The organism is Acidisoma sibiricum (assembly GCF_057837225.1).
In genome coordinates this window covers 719,641-746,023 of sequence record NZ_CM174445.1, presented here as the reverse complement: position 1 = coordinate 746,023, position 26,383 = coordinate 719,641, and the positions used below count along the sequence as shown (strand labels likewise).

Sequence of the window (26,383 nt, the reverse complement as noted above, 5' to 3'; positions counted from 1 at the left end):
GCGGTGCGGTATGACGAAGACGAGCAAGGCTTTGGCGGAGCGGCTGCTGGCGGCACGGGAGTCAGGGGTGCCTCTTGCCCTGACCTCGGAGGAGACTCCGCAGACCGAGGCTGACGGCTATGCCGTGCAGGGTGAGGTGACCCCTGTGCTGGGGCCAATCGGCGGCTGGAAGGTGGGCGCCGCCGGACCGGAGGCGCCGCCCTCCTGCGCACCGCTGCCGGCGTCCGGCATCCTGCCCTCGGGCGCGGCCCTGGACGCGCGCTTCTCGGACCGTCTGGTGGAAGCGGAAATCGCCTTTCAGATAGCCACTGATCTGCCGCCCCGCAGCGAAGCCTATACGCGGGAGGAGGTGATCGCGGCCGTCGGCCGCTGCCACCCTGTGATCGAAGTCGTGCAATGGCGCCTGCGCGACTATGCCACCGCGACCAACGCCATAAAGCTCGCCGACAGCGTCGGCCATGGCGCGCTGATCGTGGGGGATGCCATCCCCGACTGGCAGGCGATCGATTTCCCGACCCTTGGCGTGACGCAGGAGATTGACGGTCAGAGCCCGAAACTGGGCCGCGGCAATCCGGGTGGCGACATGATCCGTCTCATCACCTGGCTGGCGAATGAGGGGGCGGTCTGGGCCGGTGGCCTGAAGGCCGGGCAGATTGTGACCTGCGGGTCCTGGACGGGCTGCCTGCCGGCGGGGCCTGGTGCGGCGGTGCGGGTGACATTTGCGGGGCAGAGCCCGGTTTCGGTGAGCTTTAGCGCAGGCTGACCTTAAAGGCTGCTGCCGGCGTCCCCACTTCCTGTCCGCCTATCTCGACAGGAGAAGAACAATGGCAGCAGCCAATGCCCGCGACGCGGGCCAATTTACGATCGGTGGCGATCTGACGGTCACCCGTCTCGGCTTCGGCGCGATGCGCATCACCGGCAAGGGAATCTGGGACCAGCCCGCCGATATCCCCGAGGCGAAGCGCACCCTGGGGCTTTTGCATGACCTGGGCATCGACTTCATCGATACCGCCGACAGCTACGGTCCCTTCGTCAGCGAAGACCTGATCGCTGAAGTGCTGGCGCCCTACAAGGGCTTCACGGTCGCGACCAAGGGCGGCTTGACGCGCCACGGCCCGGATATCTGGGCGCCGGTGGGCCGGCCCGAATATCTGCGCCAATGCGTGATGATGAGCCTGCGCCGCCTGAAGGTGGAGCGGCTGGATCTGTGGCAGCTGCATCGCATCGACCCGAAAGTGCCGGCGGAAGAGCAGTTCGGCGTCATCGAAGCGATGCAGAAGGAAGGCCTGATCCGTCATGTCGGCCTGAGCGAAGTCTCGATCGACGAGATCCGCGCGGCCGAGAAGCATTTCCGCGTGGTCTCGGTCCAGAACCAGTACAATCTGGTGAACCGCAAGAGCGAGGATGTGCTGGATTACTGCGAGAAGCAGAATATCGGCTTCATTCCCTGGGCGCCGCTGGCCTCGGGCAGCCTCGCCAAAACCGGCTCGGCGCTGACCAAGATCGCCGACAAGCTCGGCACCGGCCCGAGCCAGGTGGCCCTGGCCTGGGTGCTGAAGCGCTCTCCGGTGATGCTGCCCATCCCAGGCACCGGTAGCACCAAGCATCTGCGCGAGAATGTCGCCGGTGCCTCGATCGATCTCAGCGACGAGGATTTCAAGGCGCTGGATGCGCAGGGCCGCGCAGAATACGCCAAGGCCGCCTGACTGACGCGCGGGAAACGGGGTGGACAGCCCCGTTTTCCCGCGCCCAACTGCCCGTCAAACGACAAGAACGACGTGACGGAGGTTGGCATGATTACTCATGATGTTCGGGTCCACCCGGAATCCGAGCGGCTCCCGCGCGCGGGGCAACTCGCCTGGAAGATCGCGCAGGTGGCGGCCGACCCGGTTGAGGTGGAACCGGCGGTCGCCGAGATGATCATCAACCGCGTCATCGACAATGCCGCGGTCGCGATCGCGGCGATCAACCGCCATCCGGTGACGACGGCCCGCGATCAGGCGCTGGCCCATGCCCGGCCGGGTGGGGCGACTGTCTTTGGCCTTGGCCCCGAGACCCGCGTGCATGCCGAATGGGCCGCCTGGGCCAATGGCACTGCGGTGCGCGAGCTGGATTACCACGACACTTTTCTGGCTGCCGATTACAGCCATCCCGGTGACAATATTCCGCCCATCCTGGCGGTCGCCCAGCAATGCGGTGCGGACGGGAAGGCGCTGCTGCGCGGCATTGCCACCGGATATGAAATCCAGGTCAACCTGGTGCGCGCCATTTGCCTGCATAAGCACAAGATCGACCATGTCGCGCATCTGGGGCCTTCGGCCGCGGCCGGCATCGGCACGCTGCTGGGCCTGCCGCCAGAGGTGATCTATCAATCCGTACAGCAGGCGCTGCATGTGACCACGGCGACGCGGCAAAGCCGGAAGGGCGAGATCAGCTCCTGGAAAGCTTTCGCGCCCAGCCATGCCGGCAAGCTGGCGGTGGAGGCGGTGGATCGCGCCATGCGCGGCGAAGGCGCGCCCAGCCCGATCTATGAAGGCGAGGACAGCGTCATTGCCTGGATGCTGGACGGACGCGATGCCCTGTATCATGTGCCCTTGCCCGGCAAGGGCGAGCCGAAACGCGCCATTCTCGATACCTATACCAAGGAGCATTCGGCCGAATATCAAAGCCAGGCGCTGATTGATCTGGCTTTCCGCATGGGACGCCGCGTGGCGCGATGGGAGGATGTCGCCGATATCCTGATCCGCACCAGCCATCATACCCATTACGTCATCGGCACGGGATCGAACGATCCGCAGAAATTCGACCCCACCGCCAGCCGCGAGACGCTTGACCACTCCATCATGTATATCGTCGCGGTCGCCTTGCAGGACGGTGCCTGGCACCATGTGCAATCCTACCTGCCGGAACGCGCGCAGCGGCCGGATACGGTGGCGCTGTGGCGCCGCATTCGCACGATCGAAGACCCGGCCTGGACCAGGCGTTATCATGCCGAGGACCCGGCCGAGAAAGCCTTCGGCGGGCGCATCGAAATCACCATGAAAGATGGCAGCGTCATCAGCGACGAGCTGGCGGTGGCAAACGCCCATTCGCTCGGGGTGACCCCCTGGACCCGGACCCACTATGTGCAGAAGTTCCGCACGCTGACCGAGGGCATTCTGGAGAGTGCCGAGGTGACCCGCTTTTTGCAGGTGGCGGAGAGTCTGCCCCGCCTCACGGCGCGGGAACTGCCCGACCTCACTCTGTCATTGCCGACAGGCGCCCTGGCGGCGGGCGCGACTAAGGGAATTTTCTGACCGCCGCCTGATCCGACCGAGGGAATAAACGATGAGCGACACCACGCCGCGCCCAAAGAAATCCGTCGCCCTCTCAGGCATCATTGCCGGTGAGACAGCGCTGTGCACCGTGGGCCGCACCGGGAACGATCTGCATTACCGGGGCTATGACATCCTCGATATCGCGCCCCGCTGCGACTTTGAGGAGATTGCCCATCTCCTCATCCATGGCAGCCTGCCGACGGAGGCGGAGTTGCGAGGCTATCGCGCCAAGCTGCGCAGTATGCGCGGCCTGCCGGCGGCGCTGAAGACCGTCCTGGAAACCATCCCGCCCGCTGCCCATCCGATGGACGTGATGCGGACCGGCATCTCGTTCCTCGGCACGCTGCTGCCGGAAGCCCCTAGCCATGACGTCCAGGGTGCCAGGGATATTGCGGACCGGCTGATCGCCAGCCTCAGTTCCATCCTGCTCTACTGGTATCACTTCGCGCTGCACGGCAAGCGGATTGAGACGGAGACGGATGACGCCGGTATTGCCGGGCACTTCCTGCATCTGCTGCACGGCAAGCCGCCGTCCGAGATGTGGGTGCGGGCGATGGATACCTCGCTCAATCTGTATGCCGAGCATGAGTTCAATGCCTCGACCTTCGCCGCGCGCATCGTCGCCGGCACGGGATCGGACCTTTATAGCGCGATCACCGCCGGGATCGGCGCGCTGCGTGGGCCCAAGCATGGCGGCGCCAATGAATTCGCCTTCGAGATTCAAAAGCGTTACGCGACCCCGGATGAGGCGGAGGCGGATATCCGTCGCCGGATCGGGGAGCGGGAGGTCATCATCGGCTTCGGCCATCCGGTCTATACGCTATCCGACCCGCGCAATGTCATCATCAAGCAGGTGGCGAGCGATCTGGCCGACGAGGTCCGCTCGCGCAAGATGTTTGCGATTGCCGAGCGCATCGAGAGCGTGATGATGGATGCCAAGCGCATGTTCCCGAATCTCGATTGGTTCTCCTCCGTGAGCTATCATCTGATGGGTGTGCCGACGGCGATGTTCACGCCGCTGTTCGTGGTGGCGCGCACCGCCGGCTGGTCAGCGCATGTGATTGAGCAGCGGCAGGATGGACGCATCATCCGCCCGTCCGCCCAGTATACCGGGCCGGAGGATGTCGCCTTCGTGCCGCTGGCTGAGCGGGGAGCCTGACGCATGACCTATCTGATCGGCGCTGACTGGCCGGAGGAGCCTGCGGGGGCGCGCTTCCGCCGTCTGCTGTCCGCGCCTGGCATTCTGCGCCTGCCCGGCGCCCATAACGGCATGGCGGCGCTGCAGGCGAAGGCCGCCGGATTCGAGGCCCTGTATCTTTCGGGGGCTGCCATGACCGCCTCCATGGGTATTCCCGATCTGGGCATGATCACGGTGGATGAGGTTTCGTTCTTCATCCGCCAGATTGTACGGGCATCTGCTTTGCCGCTGCTGGTGGACGGCGATACCGGCTACGGGGAAGCGCTGAACGTGATGCATATGGTGCGCATGTTCGAGGAGGCCGGTGCGGCGGCGGTGCATCTGGAAGACCAGCTGCTGCCCAAGAAATGCGGCCATCTGAACGACAAGAGGCTGGCGGACGCCCATGACATGGCGGCGAAGGTGGCGGCGGCCGCCCGCGCGCGGCGGCATCTGTTCATCATCGCGCGCACGGATGCGGCGGCGGCGGAAGGCATGGACGGCGCGGTTGCGCGCGCAAAACTTTATGTCGAGGCTGGGGCGGATGCGATTTTCCCGGAAGCGCTGACGACGCGGGCGATGTTTGAGGCATTCGCTTCCCGCCTGCCGGGCGTGCCTTTGCTTGCCAATATGACGGAATTCGGCCGGACGCCCTTCTTCACGGCGGATGAATTCGCGGCGATGGGCTACCGGATGGTGATATGGCCCGTCAGCAGCCTGCGGGTTGCGAATAAGGCACAGGCCGAGCTTTACGCGGCGATTGCGCGCGACGGCGGCACGCATGGCATGATCGACCGCATGCAGACGCGCGCCGAGCTGTATGAAACGATCGGCCTGCATGCCTACGAGGCGCTGGACGCCTCCATCGTGGCCACGGTGATTCCGGCCGCCATGCCGCAAGGGGAATAGGGCGGCGCTTGCGTCCCAGGGGCCGGGGCGGATAAGGCTAGTGCCCTAGAAACGGCCGATAAGAGCCTGTCATGATCAAGCGCCTGCTTGCCCTGTGCGTCGTCTGTCTGATGCTGCCCGTGGTCGCGGCCTGCGCGACCACGCCGCGCATTACGGAAACCGCGGTCACGGCCGATGGCATGGTCGGCATTCTGTTCCGGCCGGCGACAAGTGCCAAGCCGATCCCGGCCGTGCTTGTCCTCGGCGGGTCGGAAGGTGGTCTCAACGGTGCGGTGACGGCGGAAGCCAGGTTGATTGCGCAGCATGGCATGGCCGCACTGCAACTGGCCTATTTCGGCACCGGTCATCTGCCGGAGAGTTTGCAGCTGATCCCGGTCGAATACTTCACAGGAGCGGTCGCGTGGTTGCAGACGCAGAAGGGCATCGACCCCGCGAAGATCGCGATCCTGGGCACGTCTGTGGGCGGTGAGGCGGCGCTGCTGATCGCCACCTATGACCCGGACGTACATGCTGTGGTGGCGGCGGTGCCGTCAGGCATCGTCTGGCAGGGCATCGGCCCCTGGGGCATGACGAAACCAGAATCCAGCTTCTCCTGGCGGGGATATGCGCTGCCCGATTTGCCCTATCGGACGGGCGAGCCCGGCGGCACCTTCGACCGCTATGCGAGCGGGCTGAACAGCCTGCCGCGCCACCGCGACGCCATCATGCCTCTGGCGCGGATCAACGCACCGATCATGATGATCTGCGGCGGGCGCGATGTGGTCTGGCCATCCTGCCCGATGGTAGCCCTGGCCGCGCAGCAGCTGAAGGCGGCGGGTTTCTCCCATCCGGTCGCGGTTTTCGCCTTTCCCCATGCCGGTCACGCGGTCTTCGGGCCGCCGGTGATGACAGTCAGGCCTGGCGATACAGAATTCGCCGATCTGGGCAGTCTGGGCGGCACAGCATTGGCCAATAATGCGGCCCGCGCGGTCGCCTGGCCCGCGTTCTTCGCCTTTCTCGACAGGGCTTTCGGGACGGGGTCAGACGTGGCGGCCCGGCCTTTGGCGCGGATGGCCCGCAGCCTGCCGCCATGAGGCGGCGCAGTTGCGCGGCCCGTGGCGCTTCACCTATACCAAAGTCACGACAAAGCCTTGTTTTGCAAAATAAAATAGAGAACGCGGCGGGTCGTGACCGGCCGGTCGCGCAGGCCGAGGGAGAAACCGGGTGACAGAAATCGCAGTGCCGGGACGGTTTACGGATCAGGGTGCGGTCATCACCGGAGGGGCGTCCGGCATTGGCCTTGCCATCGCCGCGCGCATCCGGCGCGAAGGCGGCCGCGTCAGCCTGTGGGACCGCGATGCCGCAGGGCTGGAGGCGGCGCGCGGCGCGATTGGCGCCGAGCATGGAGTGGCCCTCGATATCGCTGATCCGCATGCGGTGGCGGCCGCCGCGCAATCGACCGCCGACGCGCTCGGCGGGATCAGCATTCTGGTGTGCAGCGCCGGTATTACGGGGCCGAATACCACGCTCGCCGACTACCCGGTGGAGGACTGGAAGCGCGTCATCGACGTCAATCTCAACGGTCTGTTCTATTGCAACAAGGCTGTCATCCCCTTCATGACGGCAGGCGGCTACGGACGTATTGTCAACATCGCCTCCATCGCGGGCAAGGAGGGCAATCCCAATGCCTCCGCCTATAGCGCGTCGAAGGCGGCGGTGATTGGGCTCACGAAATCGCTCGGCAAGGAATTGGCCAAGACCGAGATTCGCGTCAATGCGGTGACGCCGGCCGCCATCCGCACCGCCATTTTCGACCAGATGACGCAGGCGCATATCGACTTCATGCTGTCCAAGATCCCCATCGGGCGGTTCGGCGAGATCGAGGAGGCGGTTGCCCTGATCTGCTGGCTGGCGAGCCGCGAAGCCTCGTTCAGCACCGGGGCCGTTTTCGACGTTTCGGGTGGACGGGCGACCTATTGAGGGCAGGCGTTTCATGACCAAGCCGCCCCAGCGGATGAGCCGCAAGCCGGTGCCACCGGCGACGATCACGCTGAAGCATGTGGCCGAACGCGCCGGCGTCTCCCCCATCACCGTCAGCCGCGTCATCAACACGCCCGAGGCGGTGTCCGAGACGCTGCGGCAGAAGGTGGAGGAGGCGATCCAGGCGCTGGGCTATGTGCCCAATCGCGTGGCGGGCGCGCTGGCCTCAGCCAAAAGCCGCGTTGTGCCGATCATCGTGCCGTCGCTGTCCAATATCGTCTTTCTGGAGGTCATCCAGGGCGCGCAGGATGTGCTGGATGCCGCCGGCTACCAGCTGCTGCTGGGCGATACGCAATATGATCTGGACCGTGAGCAGGCGCTGGCGGCGACGCTGCTGGGCTGGTCTCCGGCCGGGATCATCATCGCGGGTCTGCGCCATACTGAGCGGACGCGGGCGATGCTGAGCACCTGGGGCCGGCCGGTGGTGGAGGTGATGGAGCATGGCACGCGGCCGATCGACATGAATGTCGGCCTGTCGCATTACAAGGCCGGCGACAGCATGGGCGAACATCTGGTCGCGCGCGGCTATCGCAATATCGGCTTCATCGGCGGCCGTCTGAAGGCGGATTATCGCGCGACGCAGCGCTTCAAGGGGCTGGAACGCTGCCTGACGCGGCATGGATTGCAGAAGCGTCCGCCCTTCGGCCATGATGAGAAGTCAAGCCCTCGCCTGGGCGGGGACGCGCTGATGCGCGCGCTGGACGCGGACCCGGCGCTGGACGCCATTTTCTTCGCCAATGATGATCTGGCGGTGGGCGCCATTCTGCGTGCGCAGCGCGAAGGCATTGCGGTGCCGCAACGCATCGCCATTGCCGGTTTCAACGGCTTTGGCATCGGGACCCTGGTGCAGCCGGCGCTGACCACCATCGTCTCGCCCCGCCAGGAGATCGGCCGCATTGCCGCGACCAAGCTGCTGGACCGCGTCCAGGGGCGGCAGGGCGGCCCTGCCAGCGTCGATGTCGGATTTTCGTTACGGGTGGGCGAGAGTACCTGACGGCTGCTGCGGCACAGTGACGCCGATCATGTCGCCTTCGCGGACCAGGCCAGCGAGTGCGTCCTCGGACCAGCCTTCGGTGCCCACGGGGCGCATGGGCAGCACCATCCAGCGGTAATCGGCCGTGCTGTCGACCACGCGGAGTGACACATCATCGCTCAGAACCGTTCCCCATTCAGCCAGCAGCCCGCGCGGGTCGCGTACCGCGCGGGCGCGGTAGCCGTTCGACTTGAACCAGAAGGGCGGATAGCCGAGCACCGCGCGCGGATAGCAGGAGCAGAGCGTGCAGACGACGAGGTGATGCGTCTCGGCCGTATTCTCCAATACACCCAGCGGTGGCAGGCCGCGCATGGGGATGCCGAGGCTTTCCGCCGCGCGTGCGCCATCCGCCAGCATGAGCACCCGAAAGGCCGGATCGACCCAGGCCTTGGCGACCATGGCCGCGCCGCGCGCGGGGGTTGCGGCATCCGTGATGGCGATGCGCCCGGCGATTTCCTGGCGAGACGCGATGCCCTTGTCGGCGAGGATGGCGCGGAGCGCCGTCAGCAGCTTGTCATGATCGATCGTGGCGAGGTCCATCACAGCGGCTCCAGCCAGGTGTCATAGAGTTCGACGAGAATCTCGGCGCGAGGCTTGCCGTCGCCCCAGAGCGATGCGGCATCAAAGGCCACGTGGTAGAGGCTGAGCCGCTTTGCGGGGCGGGCGAAGGCGAGATCTTCGGGATTGGGAAAATCGCCGAGATGGCGGCGCACCGTGCCGGTGGCGCCGCGCAGATAATGCGGCGTGCGGATATGGCAGGTACCGCGCGTTTCCGGCCAGTCATCGCGCACGCGCACGATCTGTCCCGGCTGCATCGTCATGCGACCTCCCGCACGGCCTGGGCGAGTTCGGCCGCCGAAAACACGCCCTTCTGCAGGAGCGTTGCGGTGATCGACAGCAGCCAGCGCTGATAATAGGTGAGGCGCAGATAGTCTTCCTCAGGCAGGGCTTCGATGCCGCGCCGCAGCTCATCGACCGACATGACCGCTTTCCCGCCGAGGATCTGGCGGATGGCATCGACCTCCCGGTCGAAATCCGTCAGCTCATGCGGTTCGGTATCGATCGCCTCGCACATGTAGCGGGGCACGCCGCCCATGTCGTGCATGGCCCGCGGCGGCGACGGGGCTTTCTCCGTCAGATCGCTCATGGCAGTTCGCTCATCGCGTCAGACCCCTGGCTTCGACCGGCCAGATCCCTTCTACCAGACCGTCTCGGGTTACCACCACGTCATTATGCAGGTTGGTCACGACGCAGACATGGTTGGGCAGGATGCGCACGCGCTCCCCCAATTCCGGCTTCCTGGCCGAGCGGCTGAGATCGACCATGCCGTGTTCTTCGCTGACGCGGTCGATGACCGCATCCGGGTAGTCGCGCAGCAGGCCGTAACCCGGAATTTTGCCGCCGGGCATGGTGTCGCTGGAGAGCGTCTTCGAGCCGCAATCGATGATGGCGCGGTCGGCTTCGGGCCGGCTGATGACGGTCGCGATGACGTGGAGGGCACAATCATCCAAGCTGGCCGCGCCGGCCTCGACCATTATGCGATCGTTATAGATATAGGTGCCGACGCGGAGTTCCGTGAGACCGGCAATGTCATGCTTGTGCTGCCAATTGGGCGTGCCGCCGCCGGAGACGATGGGCAGGTCGACGCCCGCATCCTTGACGGCGCGGATGAAGTCGGCGCTCGCCGCGGTTGCCGGGTAGGTCATCAGCCCGTCGAAGCGCAGGCCCGGCTTTTCCTTGACCTGCGCGATGAGGGCGAGAGCGGCTTCCACCGAAGTGACGCCGGTGCGCTTCATGCCGCTGTCGAATTCGACCAGAACGCCGATCGGCGCATGAGCTTCGGCCGCGGCGGCCGCGATCGTCTCCAGCGCCAGGGGATTGTCGATCGCGACGCGCATGCGCGCCTTGGCCGTCAGCGCCGCCAGGCGCCGGGCCTTGGCCGCGCCGATCAGCGGGTAGGAGATGAGGATATCGTCCAGCCCGGCTTCAGCCATCACCTCGGCCTCGCCCAGCTTCTGGCAGGTGATGCCGATGGCACCGAGTTCGACCTGCCGCTTGGCAAAGTAGGGGAGTTTGTGGGTCTTGATATGCGGGCGCAGCGCCAGGCCATGAGCGCGGGCGTAATCCTGCATCCGCACTAGATTGTGCTCGACGATGTCGAGATCGATGACCGGGACCGGCGTCTCAAGCGATGCGATATCAGTCATGGGACAGCACCGCGATGCAGTCGACCTCGACCAGAATGCCGTTGAGCTGGCAGCCGACCGTGGTACGCGCGGGCGGGGCCGCGGGGAAGAACTCGGTATAGATCGTGTTCCATTCGCGGAAGCGCGTGACGTCGCTGAGGTAGCAGTTGATCTTCACGACATCGGCCAGGCTGCTGCCCGCCCCCGTCAGAATGGTTTGCAGATTGGCCAGCGTCTGCCGCACCTGGCCCGCGAAATCATCCGGCATGACGCCGGTCCCGGGATGGACCGGGCCCTGGCCCGAGACGAAGACGAAGCCATTGGCGACCACCGCATGAGAGTAATGGCCACCCGCCGGTGCCGCATCCTCGATCATCAAAGCCTGACGCATCTATCCGTTCCTATCCTCGTCCTAAAACCTTGCCGGGCAGCCGGCCCGTGACCTGACCTGCGGCGACCACAGCCTGGCCCGCGACCCAGACATCGGCAATGCCCGTGGGCGCCTGTACCGGGTCCTCAAAGCTCGCATGATCCGTGACCGAATCTTCAAACAGCACCATGTCGGCGACCATCCCCGGGCGCAGCAGGCCACGGCGGCCGAGGCTGAAGCGCTGGGCCGCGACCGACGTCATGCGGCGCACCGCGTCTTCCAGGGTGAACCAGCCCTGGTCGCGCCGCAACGGGCCGATGACGCGGGGGAAGCTGCCGAAGGCCCTGGGATGCGGGCGGGTGCCGGGGCGGGGCAGACCGTCCGAGCCCAGCATATGCAGCCGGTGGCAGCAGGCGGCGTGCAGATCATCCGCGCTCAGCTGGAACATGACGATGGCGGTCTGGCCGCTATCTTCCTCCACGAAGCGGGTGAGGAGATCGAAGGGGTCGATGCCGAGCGCGGCCGCCGCAGCATCCATCCGCTGGCCTTCCAGCGGCTTGAGGACAGGATTGCCGACACCCGAGATGAGGACATTGCCCCAGCCGATCAGCGCGATTTTGGACTGGATATGGCCGTCGCCGCTGCCATGCTCGACCCAGTGTTGCAGCGCCGCGCGCTGCGCGGGGTCGGCCAGGCGAGCGCGGAGTGCGGCCAGTCCCCCCTCCTGCGCCGAAGGCGGCAGAAGCTGCAGCGCATAGCTGCTGCCGGCGGGATAGGGATACATGTCGAAGCTGATATCGATGCCCTGGGCCCTGGCCTCTTCCAGCTGTGCGAGCGCCCGGGGGATCTGCCCCCAGTTGGGCCGCCCGGCCGATTGCAGATGCGACAGCAGGCCGGGCACGCGGGACTGCGCCAGCACGGCGATGAATTCGTCGATTGAGGTCCGCAGGTTTGCTTCATAGCTGCGGACATGCGCGGCGAGGATGCCGCCTTCGGCGCGCACCGTCTCGGCGAGGGCCACGAGTTCCGCCATTTCGGCAAAAGCGCTGGGCGGATAGACGAGACCGAGGGAGAGGCCGGCCGCACCCTCGCGGATCTGCGGCGCCAGCAGCGCCTGCATGGCGCGGATTTCGGCCGGGCTGGCGGCGCGCTTGTCATAGCCCATGACAGCGAGGCGGAGGGCCGCGTGTCCCACCAGCGAGACAAGGTTGAGTGCGATACCGGGTTCTTCCAGGGCGGTCTTGTAGCCTGCGAAATCGGCGAAGACTTCCTCACGCGCGGTCTCGCCCAGGAGGCCGCCGAAATGGCCGCGCAGCAGGTCGATCGCGTGGCCCGGCGCGGGATAGAGCGAAAAGCTGCAATTGCCGGTGACGATGGAGGTGACGCCCTGGCGGGCCTTTTCCGGCCGCGTGCGTTCCCGCAGGAAGGCGAGGTCGTCATGGCAATGGGCGTCGATGAAGCCCGGGGCGAGGTAGCGGTCGGCGGCATCCAGCACCGCGGCGCCCGCGGTCGGCAGGTTCGGCCCGATGGCGGCGATCTGCCCGCCCGAGACGCGAAGATCGGCGCGAAACCAGGGCGCGCCGGTTCCGTCGATGATGCGCGCGTGGGCAATGACCAGGTCCTGATCCATAGGCAAGTCTCCTTGGAGGAGAACCTATACGGAGCCGCTGGCCTCGGCCATGGTACGCGGCTTCAAGATTGGAGGCGCTTATGACTGCGGCACGCTGGGCGTTCATTACCGGTGCGGGCGGCGATATCGGCGGTGCGACGGCCGATCTGCTGGCCGCCCGTGGCTGGGGCGTGATCTGCGCCGATATCGACGGCGACCGGGCGGAGGCGCGGGCCGCTGCCATCCGGGAAGCGGGCGGGGTGGCTGAGGCGATGGCGGTCGATGTCACTGACGAGGACGCGGTCCGCGCCGCGGCGCAGGCGGCACTGGCTTTGGGCGATGTACGCGCGCTGATCAACAATGCCGGCCGCGCGCATGGGCCCACTCTGCGGATGACCGATTATGCGAGCTGGCGGCAGGACATCGCGCTCAATCTCGACAGCGCCTATTTGTGCATTAGCGCCTTTCAGGATCATCTGCTCAAGCACGGCGGTTCGATCGTCAATATGGGCTCGGTCAATGGGCTCGGCATGTTCGGCCATCCGGCCTATAGCGCCGCCAAGGCGGGTCTGATGCATCTGACGCGGGTGCTGGCGGTGGAGTTCGGCGCCCAGGGCGTGCGGGTCAATGCGGTGGCACCCGGCACGGTGCGCACCCAGGCCTGGGATGCGCGGCTGGCAGCCAACCCCCATGTCTTCGATGAGCTGACAGCCTGGTATCCTTTGGGCAAAGTTGCAGTACCGGCCGATGTCGCGGCGGCGGTGGCCTTTCTGGTCTCGGACGATGCGTCCCATATCACCGGCGTCATTCTGCCGGTTGACGGCGGCATTACCGCGGGCGTCACGAAGCTCTATCAGTCGATCACGCAACAGCCGTGACGCGCGCGGCGGCGCCCGCATAAAAATCGTTGCATGGCAGCTATACAAGAGCGGATCAGCGCGCCTACACTCCGCCCCGCTTTCGGCCTGCTACTTCCAACACAAGGGTTTTTCATGCGCATCGCCTGTCGCTCACTCGCAGTCGCCGGCGCCACGGCGGCGCTCGCCCTTGGCCTTTTCTCGACCGTGGCCTCGGCCACCACCCTGAACCTCGTCGTCGCCGATTACGGCACCGGCCCGAAGGACACCAGCCAGATCTACTGGCAGAAGATTGCCGACGATTTCCACGTGGCGAACCCGTCGATCACGGTGAAGGTGCAGACGGTCAACTGGAACGATTTCGACACCAAGGTGCAGACCATGGTGCAGAATCGCGAGTATCCAGACATTACGGAAGGCGATTACTTCTCGAACTATGCGCAGGAAGGCCTGCTGTACAAGGTCAGCGACGTTTTCAGCGATCCGTCCAACCTGATGCCGGTGTTCAAGGACCTGGGCAGCTATGGCGGCGTGCAATACGGCCTGCCCTTTACCACCAGCGCCCGCGCGCTGTTCTATAACAAGGCGATCTTCGCCGAGGCCGGCATCACCAGCCCGCCCCAGACCTGGGACCAGATCGCGATCGACGCCGCGAAGATCGAAGCCAAGGGCAAGATCGGGTTCGGCCTGCCGCTGGGACCGGAAGAGGCACAGGCCGAGACGCTGCTGTGGTTCCTGGGCAATGGCGGCGGCTATCAGGCCGACGGCAAATGGGTGATCGACAGCCCCCAGAACGTGCAGACGCTGCAGTTCATGACTGCGCTGGTGAAGTCGGGCAATACCGAGCCCAATCCCGGCACCAAGAACCGCACCGACCTGTTCAATGAATTCGCCCAAGGCCAGATCGGCATGATGAACGGCGAAGTGGCCCTGCTGCCGATCATCAATTCCGCCCATGTGCTGAAGCCGGGCGACCTTGGCACTGCCGCGATCGCCGGCCGCAGCGGGCCGATCGACAAGACGCTGGGCGTGTGCGACTTCGTTGCCGCCTTCAAGACCGATGGCAGCAAGCAGGTGGCCATCAAGAAGTTCCTCGACTTCGCCTTCCAGGACAAATACCAGCTCGACTTCGTGCATATGTATCTGGAACTGCCGGGCACGACCTCCGCCGCGGTCGCGCTCGCCAAAACCGACGCGACGCTGGCGCCCTTCGTGAAGGCCTTGCCGAATGCCGTGCAGTATCCGAATGATCCGGTCTGGGCACAGGTGAAGACGCAGATCCAGCAGATTATCGGCACGGCCATCGGACCCGATCCGAAGGCGGTTCTGACGACCATTCAGCAGACCGCGCTGAAGGGCAGCTGAGGCCCGTCTCTGGCGACCCCGTCTTAGGCGACACCGCCTGAGAGGCGTCTCCCGATCAAAACCGACCACGCTATGCAACCGCGCGGCGCCGCGCTTAGAGTTCGGCCCGCCGCGCAGAAAACCAGGAGAAGGCCCCCGATGCGCATCACCTGTCGTTCCCTTTTTGCCGGCGGAGTATCCACCGCCCTCGCGCTGAGCTTCGGCCTTTTCGCCGCGGCCCCGGCCCGCGCGGACACGGTGCTGACCCTGGTCGCGGCCGATTACGGCACCGGCCCGGCCGATACCAGCCAGACCTATTGGCAGAAGATCGCCGACGCCTTCCATGCCGCGAACCCGACGATCACGGTGAAGGTGCAGACCGTCAACTGGAATGATTTCGATACGAAAATCCAGACGATGGTGCAAAACCGGCAATACCCGGATATCACCGAAGGCGATTACTTCTCCAACTATGCGCAGGAAGGCCTGCTGTACAAGGCGAGCGAGGTCTTCAGCGACCCGTCCAACCTGATACCGGCCTTTACCAAGCTCGGCAGCTATGGCGGCGCCCAGTACGGCATGCCCTTCACCACCAGTTCGCGCACCCTGTTCTATAACAAGAAGCTGTTCGCCCAGGCCGGGATCGCGGACGCGCCCAAGACCTGGGACGAGCTGATGACGGATGCCGGCAAAATCACCGCCCTCGGCAAGATCGGCTACGGCATGCCGCTGGGGCCTGAGGAGGCCCAGGCCGAAACGCTGCTGTGGTTCCTGGGCAATGGCGGCGGCTATCAGGATGCGAGCGGCAAATGGACCATCAACAGCCCGCAGAATGTCGAGACGCTGGAATTCATGACTAAGCTGGTCAAGGCCGGCGATACCGAGCCCAATCCCGGCACCAAGAACCGCGCCGCGATCCTGGAGCAGTTCGCCCAGGGCCAGATCGGCATCGTCAATGGCATCACGACGCTGCTACCGATCATCAAGCAGGCCGGCGTGCTGAAGGACAGTGACTGGGGCACCGCCGCGATCACCGGCAAGACCGCGCCGCTGGACAGCACGCTGGGCGTTTGCGATTTCATGGCCGCCTTCAAGACCGATGGGTCGAAGCAGGCAGCGATTAAGAAGTTCGTCGATTTCGCGCTGAGCGATCAGTATCAGATCGCCTTCTCGCAGGAATACAACCTGCTGCCGGGTACGGTTTCGGGCGCTGCCGCCTTCTCCAAGGTTGATCCGGCGCTGGCACCCTTCATGGCGGCCCTGCCCAAAGCGGTTCAGTATCCGAGCGATACCGTCTGGGCGCAGGTGAAGACGCAGATCCAGCAGATCATCGGCACGGCTATCGGGCCCGATCCGAAAGCCGTTCTGGATAGCATCCAGCAAACCGCCCTCAAGGGCAGTTGAGTTCGCGTTCAGGCATGAGCCTTGTCGTGGCAGACGAAGGGACGGTGGCGCAGAGCCGCCGCCGTCCGACCAAAATCCTGGCGAAACTCGCCCCGCTGATCTGGGTCGGCCCGGCGATCACGCTGATCGCCGTGGTGGTGCTGTGGCCAGTCGTGATCATGATCGAGACCGCCTTCCAGCATATCAGCCCGGACGGCTTCATTCTGGGCTGGTCCGGCTGGCGGAATTTTGTGTTCCTGTGGCAGGAGCCGGACCTGCCCGGCATCCTGATCCGCACCACGATCTGGGTCGTGACCATCGTCGCCGGCACGATGCTGATCAGTCTGGCGCTGGCGCAGCTGTTCAACCAGAATTTCCCCGGCCGGCGCGCCGCGCGCTGGGCGCTGATCGCGCCTTGGGCGGCGTCGGTGATGATGACGGCGATCGTTTTCCGCTGGGGGCTGGACGCCAATAACGGCGTCATCAACGTCTTTCTGCATGATATCGGGTTACTGGCGCGCTTCAACAGCGATGCCTCGGACTGGCTGGGCTCCCCCAATTCCGCCTTCGCCTGGATGATCGTGGTGGCGATTTTCGTCTCGGTGCCCTTTTCGACCTATGCGCTGCTGGCCGGGCTTCAGAGCATACCGTCCGATATCTATGAGGCGGCGCGGGTGGATGGCGCCGGGGTCTGGCGCACCTATCTGGGCATTACCCTGCCGCTGCTGCGGCCGGCCTTCATCGTGGCGCTGCTGATCAACGTCATGAACGTCTTCAACTCCTTCCCCATCATCTGGGAAATGACGCGCGGCGGCCCGGGCCATCAGACCAGCACGACGACGACCTTCATGTATCAGCTCAAGCAGAGCTATATCGGCGAATCCGCTGCCATGTCGGTGGTCAATTTCGGCCTCGTGATCCTGATCGTCATCCTTTATCTGCGCGTCACCGTCTGGAACAAGGAGGCGCAATAGCATGGCGACCGCCGTCTCCGCCGCACCCGTCCGGCGCCCGCCTTTGCCAACCAGCCGGCTGATCTATGCCGGCCTAGCCTATATCGTCGCGGCGATTTTTCTGCTGCCGTACATCGAGATGGTGATCGCGGCGCTGCGGCCGTCCGACCAGATGCTGGACCGCGACTATCTGCCGACGCATTTCAACTTCCACGCTTTCCTGGACATCTGGAGCACGGGCTTCGGCAATAGCCTGCGCATCAGCCTGGAAGTGGCGGCGGGCTCCACAGCGCTCGTGCTGCTGGTGGCAATTCCGGCCGCCTATTACACCGCGCGCCAGCGCTTTCGCGGCCGCGGCGTCTTCATGCTGCTGGTGCTGGTGACGCAGATGTTCCAGCCGACCGCGATGCTGGTGGGTCTGTACCGGGAGTTTCTGGATTTCGGCATGCTGGACAGCGTGGTCGCGCTGATCCTGGTCAATGCCGGGTTCAACATGGCCTTCGCGGTGTGGATTCTGAATGCCTATGTCTCGGCCATTCCGAACGAGCTGGAGGAGGCCGCGTTCATCGACGGGTCCAGCCGGCTTGGGGCGCTGTTCCGCATTACCCTGCCGCTGGCGCTGCCCGGCATCGTCACCGCGCTGATCTTCACCTTCATCAGCGCCTGGAACGAATTCATCGTGGCGCTCACGCTGACCACCTCGCCCGCGACCGAGCCGCTGACGGTCACGCTGAATTCCTATATCGGCCAGTATCAGGTCGATTGGAGCCACCTCTTTGCAGGCTCGGTGATTGCCACTATCCCGGTCATCATTCTTTTCGCGCTGATTGAGGGCAAAGTGGTCGGTGGATTGACGGCAGGTTCCATCAAGTGAGTGGCTCGGGCTTTACAGACGGTCTGAGGCCGCCTGTCGTGGAGATCTGCGTCGATGATCTGGCGGGGGCACTGGCGGCCGAGGCCGAGGGTGCGGACCGCATCGAGCTGTGCAGCGCCCTGTCGGAAGGCGGGCTGACGCCGAGTTTCGGGTTGGCGCAGGCCGTGCTGGGCCGGGTGCGGCGCATCGGTGTGCGCATCATGATCCGCCCGCGCAACGGCAATTTCGTCTTCTCCGCCGAGGAGGTCGACGTGATGCTGGCCGATATTGCGGCGATCCGCGACCTGCCCAAGGCGCCGGGCGTTGCGATCGGCTTCGTCTGCGGTGCGCTGACGGCGGGCGGCGTGGTCGATGCGCGGGCCATGGCGCGACTCAAATCCGCCTGCGGCGGCACGCCGATGACCTTCCATAAAGCCTTTGACGTGACGCGCGACCTGCCGGCCGCGCTGGAAACGCTGCTGGGTCTGGGCATTCGCTCGGTTCTCACCTCCGGCGGCAAGCCGACGGCGGAAGCCGGGGCCGAGGTTCTGGCGGCACTGGTGAAGCAGGCGGCCGGGCGGGTGCAGATCATTGCCGGCGGCAGCGTGCGTGGTGGCAATGTCCGCGCGCTGCTGGAGCAAACGGGCGTGCCGGAAGTGCATCTGCGCGCCATGCGGCCGGATGCTTTCGGCCGGCTGGTGACCTCCACCGAGGAAATCGCGGCCTTCATCCGGGCGGCCCGCAACAGCGGATGAACGCGGCGGCGCGCCAGGCTGTCCTCGCCATCGATGTCGGCGGCACCAGTTTCAAAGGTGCCGTCATCGACGATGGCGGCCGCACGCTGTTGTCCGACTTTGCCGTGACGCAGGGCGCCAAGGGCGAGGCCGCCTTTGCCCTTCTGCAGGATTTCGCGACGCGGCTGATGGCGGCGGCGGCGGCGCAGGGGGTGGCGCCTGCGGCCTGCGGCGTCATCGCGCCCGGCATGAATGAGCGGAACGGACATGTCCTCTTCGCAACCAATCTCGGCTGGCGGGATTTTCCCCTCGGCCCCCGACTGGCCGCGCGCCTGGGCATCGATGTGGTCGGCGGCCATGATGTGCGCACGGCGGGCCTGGCGGAAGCGCAGATGGGCGCGGCCAGGGGATTTGCTGATTCCGCTTTGGTCATGATCGGCACCGGTATTGCCGCGGCCCTCGTCTCGGGCGGGCAGGCGATTGCGGGAGCGGCGCGGATGGCCTGCGAGCTGGGCCATATTCCGGTCTACCCGGGCGGCGAGGCCTGCACATGCGGGCAGTTCGGCTGTCTGGAGGTCTATGCCTCGGCCGCCGGGATTGCGCGGCGCTATCGCGCGGCAGGTGGCGCCGAGGATGTGACGGCGGCCGAAATCGCCGGGCGGCTGGCGGCCGATCCGCGCGCCGCGCGGATTTGGGATGAGGCTGTGCAGGCGCTGGCGATCAGCCTGGTCACGGTCACGCTGCTGCTGGACCCGGCGGTGATCGTCATCGGCGGCGGCCTGGCCGAAGCGGATGATGTTTTGCTGGCGCCGCTGCGGGTCGCGCTACAGCAGCGGCTGGCCTGGCGCGCCCCGCCGCCGATTGTGCGGTCGGGGCTGGGCAATCGCGGCGCCTTGCTGGGCGCCGCGACGCTTGCCTTTCGCCGTCTGGGCCTAGCTGAGACGGCGGCCGGGTGGCAGTCCGCCAGCGAGGCCGACTGAGACGGTCCCGGCCGGCTTGTCGCGCAGCCGGATGGTCAACACGAGAATGCCCGCCGCGAGGAGTGCGACCGCAAAGAACACCGCAGTGGCGGTGAAGCTGCCGGTGCGGTCCTGCAGATAGCCGCCCAGGAATGGCCCGAAATAGCCGCCAAGATTGCCGAGCGCGTTGATGAAGCCCATGGCACCGCCGGCGAGTGCAACCGGCAGCACGCGGGATGCGGCCGCCCAGAATGGCCCGTCATAGGCAAGCGCGCCACCGATCGCGAGGCAGATGAAGAAGATCGACAGCACGATGCTGCTGTGCGCGACATAGACTGAGAGCACCAAGGCGATGGCGGCGGTCGTCGTTGCGTAGAAGACATGCAGGCTGTAGCGGCGGTTGCGATCGGCCATCCAGCCATTAAGAAACAGCAGCACGATCGCGAGGAGATAGGGCAGGGCGGCGATCAACCCGACCGTGCCGAAGCCTTGCTTGGTCAATGTCTTGATCAGCGTCGGCAGCCACATGTTGAGACCGTAGAAGCCGACCTGGATGAGGAAGTAGACGCCGACAAACTTCCAGATCGTGGCGTTGGTGAAAATATCGCGGAACGGTCCGGGGGCTGGTTCCTGCGCGCGATCCTGCGCGATGGAGGCTTCGATATAGTCGCGCTCGGCGACCGAGCACCAATGTGCTTCCCGCGGCCGGTCGCGGATGAAGAGCAGCCAGAGCGGCAGGGCGATGACGAAGGGCAGGATGCCTTCGATGATGAAGAGCGTGCGCCAATCTGAGATGGAGATGATCCAGCCTGAGAGCGGCTGCGTGATGATGGAGGAGACGGCGAGATTGGCCATCCAGAATCCATAGGCGCGGGCGCGTTCCTGCACCGGAAACCAATGGCTGATCAACACCAGCACGGCGGGCCAGATGCCGCCTTCGGCGAGGCCGAGGAAGAAGCGTACGATGACGAGCTGGTTGAAGCTGTGCACGAAGCCGCAGAGAATGGCCATGATGCCCCAGAAGACGATCATGATGGCGACGAATTTGCGGGCCGACCAATGTTCGGCGAGCCAGCCGCCGGGGATTTGCAGCAGGACGTAGCCGATGAAGAAGATGCCGCCGGCGAAGCCCTGCTCGGCCTTGCCGACATGGAATTCATGCCCGATGCCGGCAAAGGCATAGGAGATGTTGGTCCGATCCATGAAAGAAATGATGTAGACGATCATGGCGATGGGAATGAGCCGCGCCCATCGCTGATTGTCCGTGAAACGACCGATTGGTGGGCGCGCTTGTGCGGTCTCCGGCATTATTGTCCTCCTGACCCCGCTCTGACGGCGGGGTTCTGTCACTGCCGGGACAGTTGTAAGGCCAAAGCCGGAGTCCCGGAAAGAGACTCCGGCCTCACATTTCGGGTTTAGACGCCGAGGCCGCCGAGGGCGATGTATTTCACTTCGACATAGTCCTCGATGCCGTATTTGCTGCCCTCGCGCCCGAGGCCGGAGGATTTGACGCCGCCGAAGGGTGCGACTTCCGTGCTGATGATGCCTTCGTTGACACCCACCATGCCGTATTCGAGGGCAGAGGCCACGCGGAAGATGCGGCCGACGTCCCGCGCATAGAAATAGGAGGCGAGACCGAATTCGGTGTCGTTGGCGAGCTGGATCGCCTCTTCCTCGGTCTTGAAGCGGAACAGGGGGGCCACAGGGCCGAAGGTTTCCTCGGCAAAGATCTTCGCATCATGCGGCACATCGGCGAGGATCGTCGGCTGGAAGAAATTGCCGCCCAGCGCATGGCGTTTGCCGCCCGTGACGATGCGCGCGCCGCGGCTGACGGCGTCGGCGATATGCTCCTCAACCTTCTCCACCGCGGCCTTATTGATGAGCGGACCCTGCGTGGCCCCGGCTTCCGTGCCGGGGGCGACCTTCAGCGCTTCGACGGCGACTTTCAGCTTTTCGGCGAAGGCGTCGAAGACGCTGTCCTGCACCAGGAAACGGTTGGTGCAGACGCAGGTCTGTCCGGTATTGCGGTATTTGGAGATGACAGCGCCCTGCACTGCGGCATCGAGATCGGCATCGTCAAACACGATGAAGGGCGCATTGCCGCCCAGCTCCATGCTGGTCTTCTTGATGGTCGGCGCGCATTGCGCGAGCAGTTGGGCGCCCACTTCCGTGCTGCCGGTGAAGGTGAGTTTGCGCACCTTCGGATTGGAGGTGAGTTCGGCGCCCATGATGCGGCCGGGGCCGGTCAGCACATTGCAGATGCCGGGCGGCAGGCCCGCGCGTTCGGCGAGCACGCCAAGTGCAAGCGCCGAGAAGGGCGTTTCCGTCGCCGGGCGGATGACGCCGGCGCAGCCCGCGGCCCAGCCGGGGCCGGCCTTGCGGGTGATCATGGCGGCGGGGAAGTTCCAGGGCGTGATGGCCGCGAAGACGCCGATCGGCTCCTTCGTCACCAGGATGCGGCGATTGGCCATCGGTTCGGGGATGACATCGCCATACAGCCGCTTGGCCTCTTCCGCGAACCATTCGATGAAGCTGGCGGCATAGGCGATTTCGCCGCGGCTCTCGGCCAGCGGCTTGCCCTGCTCGGCCGTCATGATGAGGGCGAGGTCTTCCTGATTTTCGAGCATCAGGTTGAAGAGGCGGCGCAGGATGGCGCTGCGGTCCTTGGCGAGCTTGCCGGCCCAGCCCTTCTGGGCGCGGAAGGCAGCGTCGATGGCGCGGCGCGTTTCGGCCTGGCCCATGGCCGGCACATGGCCGATGACCTCGCCCGTCGCGGGATTGGTGACGGCGATGGTCTCGCCGCTATCGGCCTGCACCCATTGTCCGTCGATGAGATTGGCCTGCCGCAGCAGATCGCTGTCCTTCAGCGGCAGTGCGGTGATGGTATCGAGCATCGCTTTCTCTCCCCGAGGTTCGCAATTTTCATCCAGTTTAGCCCTCGACGGGCTGGTCTGATAGCGGAGCCGGGCATGCCCGCCTTGATTATGCGGGCGGTCACGCCTTGGCGGGGGCGGGCGGGCGGTGATGGCCGCTCATCTCAGCCCCGGCCGACGCGGGCAGCCTGGCACAGAGCGGCCCGGCAAAGAGAGAGGCGATGCTGACGACCAGGAAGGCGATGCGGAAATCGGCGATATCGGGCGCATGGCGGCCGAATAGATGGGCGGAGAGGGCGAGCGCGCCGGCGGCGACGCAAATGCCCATGGACAGCATGAGCTGCTGGAAGACGGTATAGAAGCTGGTCGCCGCACTCATCCGGTCTGGCTTGAGATCGGCATAGGCGATGGTGTTGTAGGCGGTGAACTGCAGCGACTGGAAAAAGCCGCCGGCGAGCAGCACGGCAAAGATCGCAAACCTGGGCCAGCCGGTGGTGAAGGTGGCGCAGGCGGCGATGCCGAGCGTCGCCAGCAGCTGGTTCCAGATCAGCACCTTTCGGAAGCCGAAGCGCTTGAGGATGGGGCCGGCGCAGAGTTTCATCAGCATCGCGCCCGCCGCCGCCATGAAGGTGATGGCGCCCGAGGCGGCGGCGGTCATGCCGAAGCCGAGCTGCATCATCATCGGCAGCAGGAACGGCACCGCCCCCCAGGTGATGCGTGACAGCGAGCCGGCGATGGTGGAGATGCGGAAGGTCTGCACCCGCATCAGCCGGAGATCGAGAATGGCATTGGGGCGGCGGCGGGCATAGGCGATATAGGCCGTCCCCGCGAGCAGCCCGATGGCGACGAGCGGCAGCGCCGTTGCCCATTCCGAGCCGCGGCTGGCGACCGTCAGCCCGAAGGTGAGGCAGGCGAGGGCAATGCCGGAGAGCACGAAGCCCGGCAGGTCGAACGAGGTGCGCTGATCGGCGCGGATATCCGGGATCAGCAGCGTCGAGAGGATGCCGCCTAGGATGCCGATCGGGATATTGATGAAGAAGATCCAGCGCCAGGAGAGATAGGTGGTGATGAAGCCGCCCAGGGGCGGTCCCACCACCGGTCCCACCAAGGCGGGCACCAGAAACCAGGCCATGGCCGAGACGAGTTCGGATTTCGGCACGCTGCGGAGCAGGATGATGCGCCCGACCGGCACCATCATGGCGCCGCCCATGCCCTGGATCACCCGCGCCGCGACCAGCAGCGGCAGGCTGGTCGATTGCGAACAGAGGATGGAGCCCAGTGTGAAGAGGATGATGGCGGTATTGAAGACGCGCTTGGTGCCGAACCGGTCGGCCATGGTGCCGCTGGCCGGAATGAAGACCGCGAGGCTCAGCAGATAGGAGGTCAGCGCGATGCTCATATGGAGCGGCCGCACGCCGAAGCTTTGCGCCATGGCGGGCAGGGCCGTCGCCAGCACCGTCGCGTCCAACTGCTCCATGAAGAGTGCAGTCGCGACGATCAGCGCGATGGTATGGACGCGAGAGGCGGGTGAGGACGGAGAATCGGAAAGCGGCATCGTGTCCGGCAAGCCTGACGATAGGAAATCGATGAATCTCTGATGGTCAACTTGCGCCGGGGCCCGGGGCGCGGCCAGAGCCGGCGCGTAATTTTGATGCCCCGCATGTGCAATGCAGCATCAACCTGAGTGACAAGCCTCTGAAACAAAGGCGTTAATTGAAAATATCAGGGACCGGGCAGCAGTTTCGGGCTGTTTTATCCGCCTTGGGTTACGAATTTGCCATGTGACTGCCGTTTTCCAGAGTTATAAGACAAGAGCTGTGAAACAGATCGCTAAGATTTGTGATATCAGGCGCATGGCCAACCTCGCAGGCGATTGCGTCTATCGGCCCTTGGGCAACCGCCCGCGCTCCTTCGGGAAAGATGGCAGTCATCGATCTTGAAAAAAGCCCGTGCGATCTGCCCTGTTGTCATGAGGGATGAATGAGCGCTGTTCCTGACCGTCTGCAGATGCTGCGCCCGTCGCAGCTGGATGATCAGCACGCACAGGCCCGCCGCATCTGGCGCGGCCGCAAAATGCCGTCCGCCGGGGCATTGAACCGGCGGCGCATGCTGGTGGTGTGGATGAAGCGGCTGCTGCCGCTGGGTGCGCTGATGCTGCTCAGCCTGGTCATGCTGTGGCCCGAACTGATCAGCCAGCACAATCCGGCGCGCGTCTCCTATCATCTGGGCAGTGGGCCTGACGGTGCCGATCAGGGCAGCATGACCAAGGCGCATTACGAGGGCATCGACGAGACCGGCCGCCCCTATACGATGACGGCGGCCCGCGCCGTGCAGACGGATGCCGATACCGTCGTGCTGACGCAGCCGGCCGGCGACATGACGATGAAGACCGGCTCCTGGCTGATGATCAATTCACGCGACGGCCTCTATCATGCCAAGGCCCAGCATCTGGACCTGAGCAATCACGTCGTTCTCTACCGGGATGACGGCACCACCGTGCGCAGCGCGCAGGCTGCGATCAATCTGAAAGATTCCACGGCCACCGGCCATCAGCCGGTCAATGCGGATGGTCCCTTCGGCACGCTGTCGGCACAGGGTTTCGCGATTACGGACCGGGGCACGCGCCTCCACTTCACGGGTCCGGCGAAGCTTGTGCTAGACGGGAGTCCATGAGCGACCCCAAGGCGTTAGACCGGAAGACCCCTATGCTGACACAGATGGCGCGGCGCGCCTTCGCGCGACCGCGGGTGGCGCTGAGCGCGGCGCGGATTTTTGCGTTGTCCGTGATGGCCGCCCCGCTGGGTGCGGGCCTGGCGCGCGCGCAGGCGATCAACTTCTCCCATGGCGGCCCGATCACGGTGACGTCTCAGGGCGGCATCGAATGGCGCCAGCAAAGCCAGGAAGTGATTGCCGATCAGGACGCAAAGGCGGTCCGCGGCGATGTCACCGTCACCGGCGACCAGCTGATCGCCCATTACCGCAAGAAAAAGGCCGCACCCGGTGCCCCGGCGCCTGTGGCCAAGGCGGCGGCCGCGCCCGCCAGCACGGGAGCGGCCGGCGACCCGCCGGACGGGCTGGAGGGCAATAACGAGATCTATCTTCTGGAAGCGATGGGCCATGTCCATATCTTCACGCCCACCGATCAGGCCTGGGGCGACCATGGTGCCTATGACATGGACCAGTCGGTCCTGGTGCTGACCGGACACGCCCTGAAGCTGACGACGCCGACCTATCTCGTCACCGCCCGCGATTCGCTGGAATACTGGTCCGCCCAGCATATGGCGGTGGCGCGCGGCGACGCGGTGATGGTGACGAATACCGGCCGCCGCATCGCGGCGGACGTGCTTGTCGCCTATACCGATCCGAGCCCCAGCCAGGGCAGCGCGCCCACCCAGGCGAAGGCGACGCCGGCCCCCGCCAATGATGCGGGCAGCGCCGACCCCGACAATCCTTCCGGCAAGCTCAAGCGCGTGGATGCCATCGGGCATGTCGTCATCATGACGGCGACCGAGATCGTGCAGGGCGATCGCGCCGTCTACGATCCCAATCTCGGCATTTCCCGCATCGCCGGCGACGTGCGCATTACCCGTGGCCAGAATGTGCTGGTCGGCGACGAGGCGCTGGTCAATATGAAGACCGGCATATCGCGCCTGCTGAGCCAGGGCTCGACCCAGGTCAAAGGCCTGATCGTGCCGGACCAGGCCGCGCCTCCGGGCAGTCCCGCACCGGGTTCTGCTGCGCCTTCCGCCAAAAAAACGACGTCACCTCAAGGTTAAACGCATCTCATGCAGTCGGTTGAGGAGCCCG

At 65.3% G+C, this 26,383-nt stretch carries 26 protein-coding genes; 17 read left to right on the top strand and 9 right to left on the bottom strand.

The features are described from left to right. Window positions 1-10: 10 nt before the first annotated feature. The 8 genes from AC3G7M_RS03595 (at window position 11) to AC3G7M_RS03560 (ending at window position 8,416) form a co-directional block, all read left to right on the top strand. Window positions 11-763: a 2-keto-4-pentenoate hydratase gene (locus AC3G7M_RS03595; protein ID WP_489214352.1), complete on the top strand. Its 753-nt coding sequence runs from the start codon at window positions 11-13 to the stop codon at window positions 761-763. Between the two features lie 61 nt (window positions 764-824). Then, complete coding sequence (locus tag AC3G7M_RS03590) at window positions 825-1,706, top strand: aldo/keto reductase (protein ID WP_489214351.1); 882 nt, start codon at window positions 825-827, stop codon at window positions 1,704-1,706. Window positions 1,707-1,793: 87 nt separating this feature from the next. After that, window positions 1,794-3,296 (top strand): MmgE/PrpD family protein, encoded by a 1,503-nt coding sequence (locus tag AC3G7M_RS03585; RefSeq protein WP_489214350.1) that lies wholly within the window; start codon window positions 1,794-1,796, stop codon window positions 3,294-3,296. Between the two features lie 31 nt (window positions 3,297-3,327). Continuing rightward, on the top strand, window positions 3,328-4,476 hold the full coding sequence (gene prpC / locus AC3G7M_RS03580) for a bifunctional 2-methylcitrate synthase/citrate synthase (RefSeq protein WP_489214349.1): 1,149 nt from the start codon (window positions 3,328-3,330) through the stop codon (window positions 4,474-4,476). 3 nt (window positions 4,477-4,479) lie between these two features. Next, on the top strand, window positions 4,480-5,403 hold the full coding sequence (gene prpB / locus AC3G7M_RS03575; RefSeq protein ID WP_489214348.1) for a methylisocitrate lyase: 924 nt from the start codon (window positions 4,480-4,482) through the stop codon (window positions 5,401-5,403). Window positions 5,404-5,474: 71 nt separating this feature from the next. Then, window positions 5,475-6,476 carry an alpha/beta hydrolase family protein gene (locus tag AC3G7M_RS03570; protein ID WP_489214347.1) on the top strand — a complete coding sequence of 334 codons (1,002 nt, stop codon included), beginning with the start codon at window positions 5,475-5,477 and terminating at the stop codon, window positions 6,474-6,476. Between the two features lie 130 nt (window positions 6,477-6,606). Further along, the gene (locus tag AC3G7M_RS03565; RefSeq protein WP_489214346.1) at window positions 6,607-7,362 is read left to right on the top strand and encodes an SDR family NAD(P)-dependent oxidoreductase; all 756 of its coding nucleotides are present in this window, start codon (window positions 6,607-6,609) and stop codon (window positions 7,360-7,362) included. Between the two features lie 13 nt (window positions 7,363-7,375). Continuing rightward, window positions 7,376-8,416: a LacI family DNA-binding transcriptional regulator gene (locus AC3G7M_RS03560; RefSeq protein WP_489214345.1), complete on the top strand. Its 1,041-nt coding sequence runs from the start codon at window positions 7,376-7,378 to the stop codon at window positions 8,414-8,416. Here AC3G7M_RS03560 and AC3G7M_RS03555 read toward each other — a convergent pair. The 6 genes from AC3G7M_RS03555 to AC3G7M_RS03530 are packed head-to-tail and all read right to left on the bottom strand — an operon-like array spanning window position 8,393 to window position 12,641. Beyond that, a complete protein-coding gene (locus AC3G7M_RS03555; RefSeq protein ID WP_489214344.1) occupies window positions 8,393-8,995 on the bottom strand; it encodes a nitrile hydratase subunit alpha in 603 nt (200 codons plus the stop codon). The genes AC3G7M_RS03560 and AC3G7M_RS03555 overlap by 24 nt on opposite strands. Then, complete coding sequence (locus AC3G7M_RS03550) at window positions 8,995-9,276, bottom strand: SH3-like domain-containing protein (RefSeq protein WP_489214343.1); 282 nt, start codon at window positions 9,274-9,276, stop codon at window positions 8,995-8,997. The genes AC3G7M_RS03555 and AC3G7M_RS03550 overlap by 1 nt, the downstream gene beginning before the upstream one ends. Further along, window positions 9,273-9,602 (bottom strand): nitrile hydratase, encoded by a 330-nt coding sequence (locus AC3G7M_RS03545; protein WP_489214342.1) that lies wholly within the window; start codon window positions 9,600-9,602, stop codon window positions 9,273-9,275. Before AC3G7M_RS03545 ends, AC3G7M_RS03550 begins: the two co-directional genes overlap by 4 nt. Window positions 9,603-9,612: 10 nt before the next feature. Next, complete coding sequence (locus tag AC3G7M_RS03540) at window positions 9,613-10,662, bottom strand: alanine racemase (RefSeq protein WP_489214341.1); 1,050 nt, start codon at window positions 10,660-10,662, stop codon at window positions 9,613-9,615. Continuing rightward, window positions 10,655-11,032 carry a RidA family protein gene (locus tag AC3G7M_RS03535; protein ID WP_489214340.1) on the bottom strand — a complete coding sequence of 126 codons (378 nt, stop codon included), beginning with the start codon at window positions 11,030-11,032 and terminating at the stop codon, window positions 10,655-10,657. The genes AC3G7M_RS03540 and AC3G7M_RS03535 overlap by 8 nt, the downstream gene beginning before the upstream one ends. 10 nt (window positions 11,033-11,042) lie before the next feature. Then, entirely contained in the window at window positions 11,043-12,641 is a 1,599-nt protein-coding gene (locus AC3G7M_RS03530) for an N-acyl-D-amino-acid deacylase family protein (RefSeq protein WP_489214339.1), read from the bottom strand. An 80-nt stretch (window positions 12,642-12,721) separates the two neighbouring features. Here AC3G7M_RS03530 and AC3G7M_RS03525 point away from each other — a divergent pair, with 80 nt between their 5' ends. From AC3G7M_RS03525 to AC3G7M_RS03495, 7 genes are all read left to right on the top strand, one after another. Continuing rightward, complete coding sequence (locus AC3G7M_RS03525) at window positions 12,722-13,498, top strand: SDR family oxidoreductase (protein ID WP_489214338.1); 777 nt, start codon at window positions 12,722-12,724, stop codon at window positions 13,496-13,498. A gap of 114 nt (window positions 13,499-13,612) precedes the next feature. After that, on the top strand, window positions 13,613-14,842 hold the full coding sequence (locus tag AC3G7M_RS03520) for an extracellular solute-binding protein (RefSeq protein ID WP_489214337.1): 1,230 nt from the start codon (window positions 13,613-13,615) through the stop codon (window positions 14,840-14,842). A 138-nt stretch (window positions 14,843-14,980) separates the two neighbouring features. Beyond that, complete coding sequence (locus AC3G7M_RS03515) at window positions 14,981-16,225, top strand: extracellular solute-binding protein (protein ID WP_489214336.1); 1,245 nt, start codon at window positions 14,981-14,983, stop codon at window positions 16,223-16,225. Between the two features lie 26 nt (window positions 16,226-16,251). Beyond that, window positions 16,252-17,178 (top strand): carbohydrate ABC transporter permease, encoded by a 927-nt coding sequence (locus AC3G7M_RS03510; RefSeq protein ID WP_489214335.1) that lies wholly within the window; start codon window positions 16,252-16,254, stop codon window positions 17,176-17,178. 1 nt (window position 17,179) lies between these two features. Next, window positions 17,180-18,031, top strand: coding sequence for a carbohydrate ABC transporter permease (locus AC3G7M_RS03505; protein WP_489214334.1), 852 nt, complete (start codon window positions 17,180-17,182; stop codon window positions 18,029-18,031). A 38-nt stretch (window positions 18,032-18,069) separates the two neighbouring features. Next, window positions 18,070-18,765, top strand: coding sequence for a copper homeostasis protein CutC (locus AC3G7M_RS03500; protein ID WP_489214333.1), 696 nt, complete (start codon window positions 18,070-18,072; stop codon window positions 18,763-18,765). Continuing rightward, on the top strand, window positions 18,762-19,724 hold the full coding sequence (locus AC3G7M_RS03495) for an ROK family protein (protein ID WP_489214332.1): 963 nt from the start codon (window positions 18,762-18,764) through the stop codon (window positions 19,722-19,724). Before AC3G7M_RS03500 ends, AC3G7M_RS03495 begins: the two co-directional genes overlap by 4 nt. On the opposite strand, the gene AC3G7M_RS03490 is transcribed toward AC3G7M_RS03495, so the two are convergent. From AC3G7M_RS03490 to AC3G7M_RS03480, 3 genes are all read right to left on the bottom strand, one after another. Then, complete coding sequence (locus AC3G7M_RS03490) at window positions 19,677-21,011, bottom strand: MFS transporter (RefSeq protein WP_489214331.1); 1,335 nt, start codon at window positions 21,009-21,011, stop codon at window positions 19,677-19,679. The two genes, AC3G7M_RS03495 and AC3G7M_RS03490, sit on opposite strands and share 48 nt — an antisense overlap. A gap of 107 nt (window positions 21,012-21,118) precedes the next feature. Further along, a complete protein-coding gene (locus AC3G7M_RS03485) occupies window positions 21,119-22,597 on the bottom strand; it encodes an NAD-dependent succinate-semialdehyde dehydrogenase (RefSeq protein WP_489214330.1) in 1,479 nt (492 codons plus the stop codon). 100 nt (window positions 22,598-22,697) lie between these two features. Next, the gene (locus AC3G7M_RS03480) at window positions 22,698-24,131 is read right to left on the bottom strand and encodes a DHA2 family efflux MFS transporter permease subunit (protein ID WP_489214329.1); all 1,434 of its coding nucleotides are present in this window, start codon (window positions 24,129-24,131) and stop codon (window positions 22,698-22,700) included. A gap of 425 nt (window positions 24,132-24,556) precedes the next feature. Here AC3G7M_RS03480 and lptC point away from each other — a divergent pair, with 425 nt between their 5' ends. Continuing rightward, window positions 24,557-25,249 (top strand): LPS export ABC transporter periplasmic protein LptC, encoded by a 693-nt coding sequence (gene lptC / locus AC3G7M_RS03475; protein ID WP_489214328.1) that lies wholly within the window; start codon window positions 24,557-24,559, stop codon window positions 25,247-25,249. Window positions 25,250-25,281: 32 nt separating this feature from the next. Continuing rightward, on the top strand, window positions 25,282-26,352 hold the full coding sequence (locus tag AC3G7M_RS03470; RefSeq protein ID WP_489214327.1) for an LptA/OstA family protein: 1,071 nt from the start codon (window positions 25,282-25,284) through the stop codon (window positions 26,350-26,352). Window positions 26,353-26,383 lie beyond the last annotated feature (31 nt).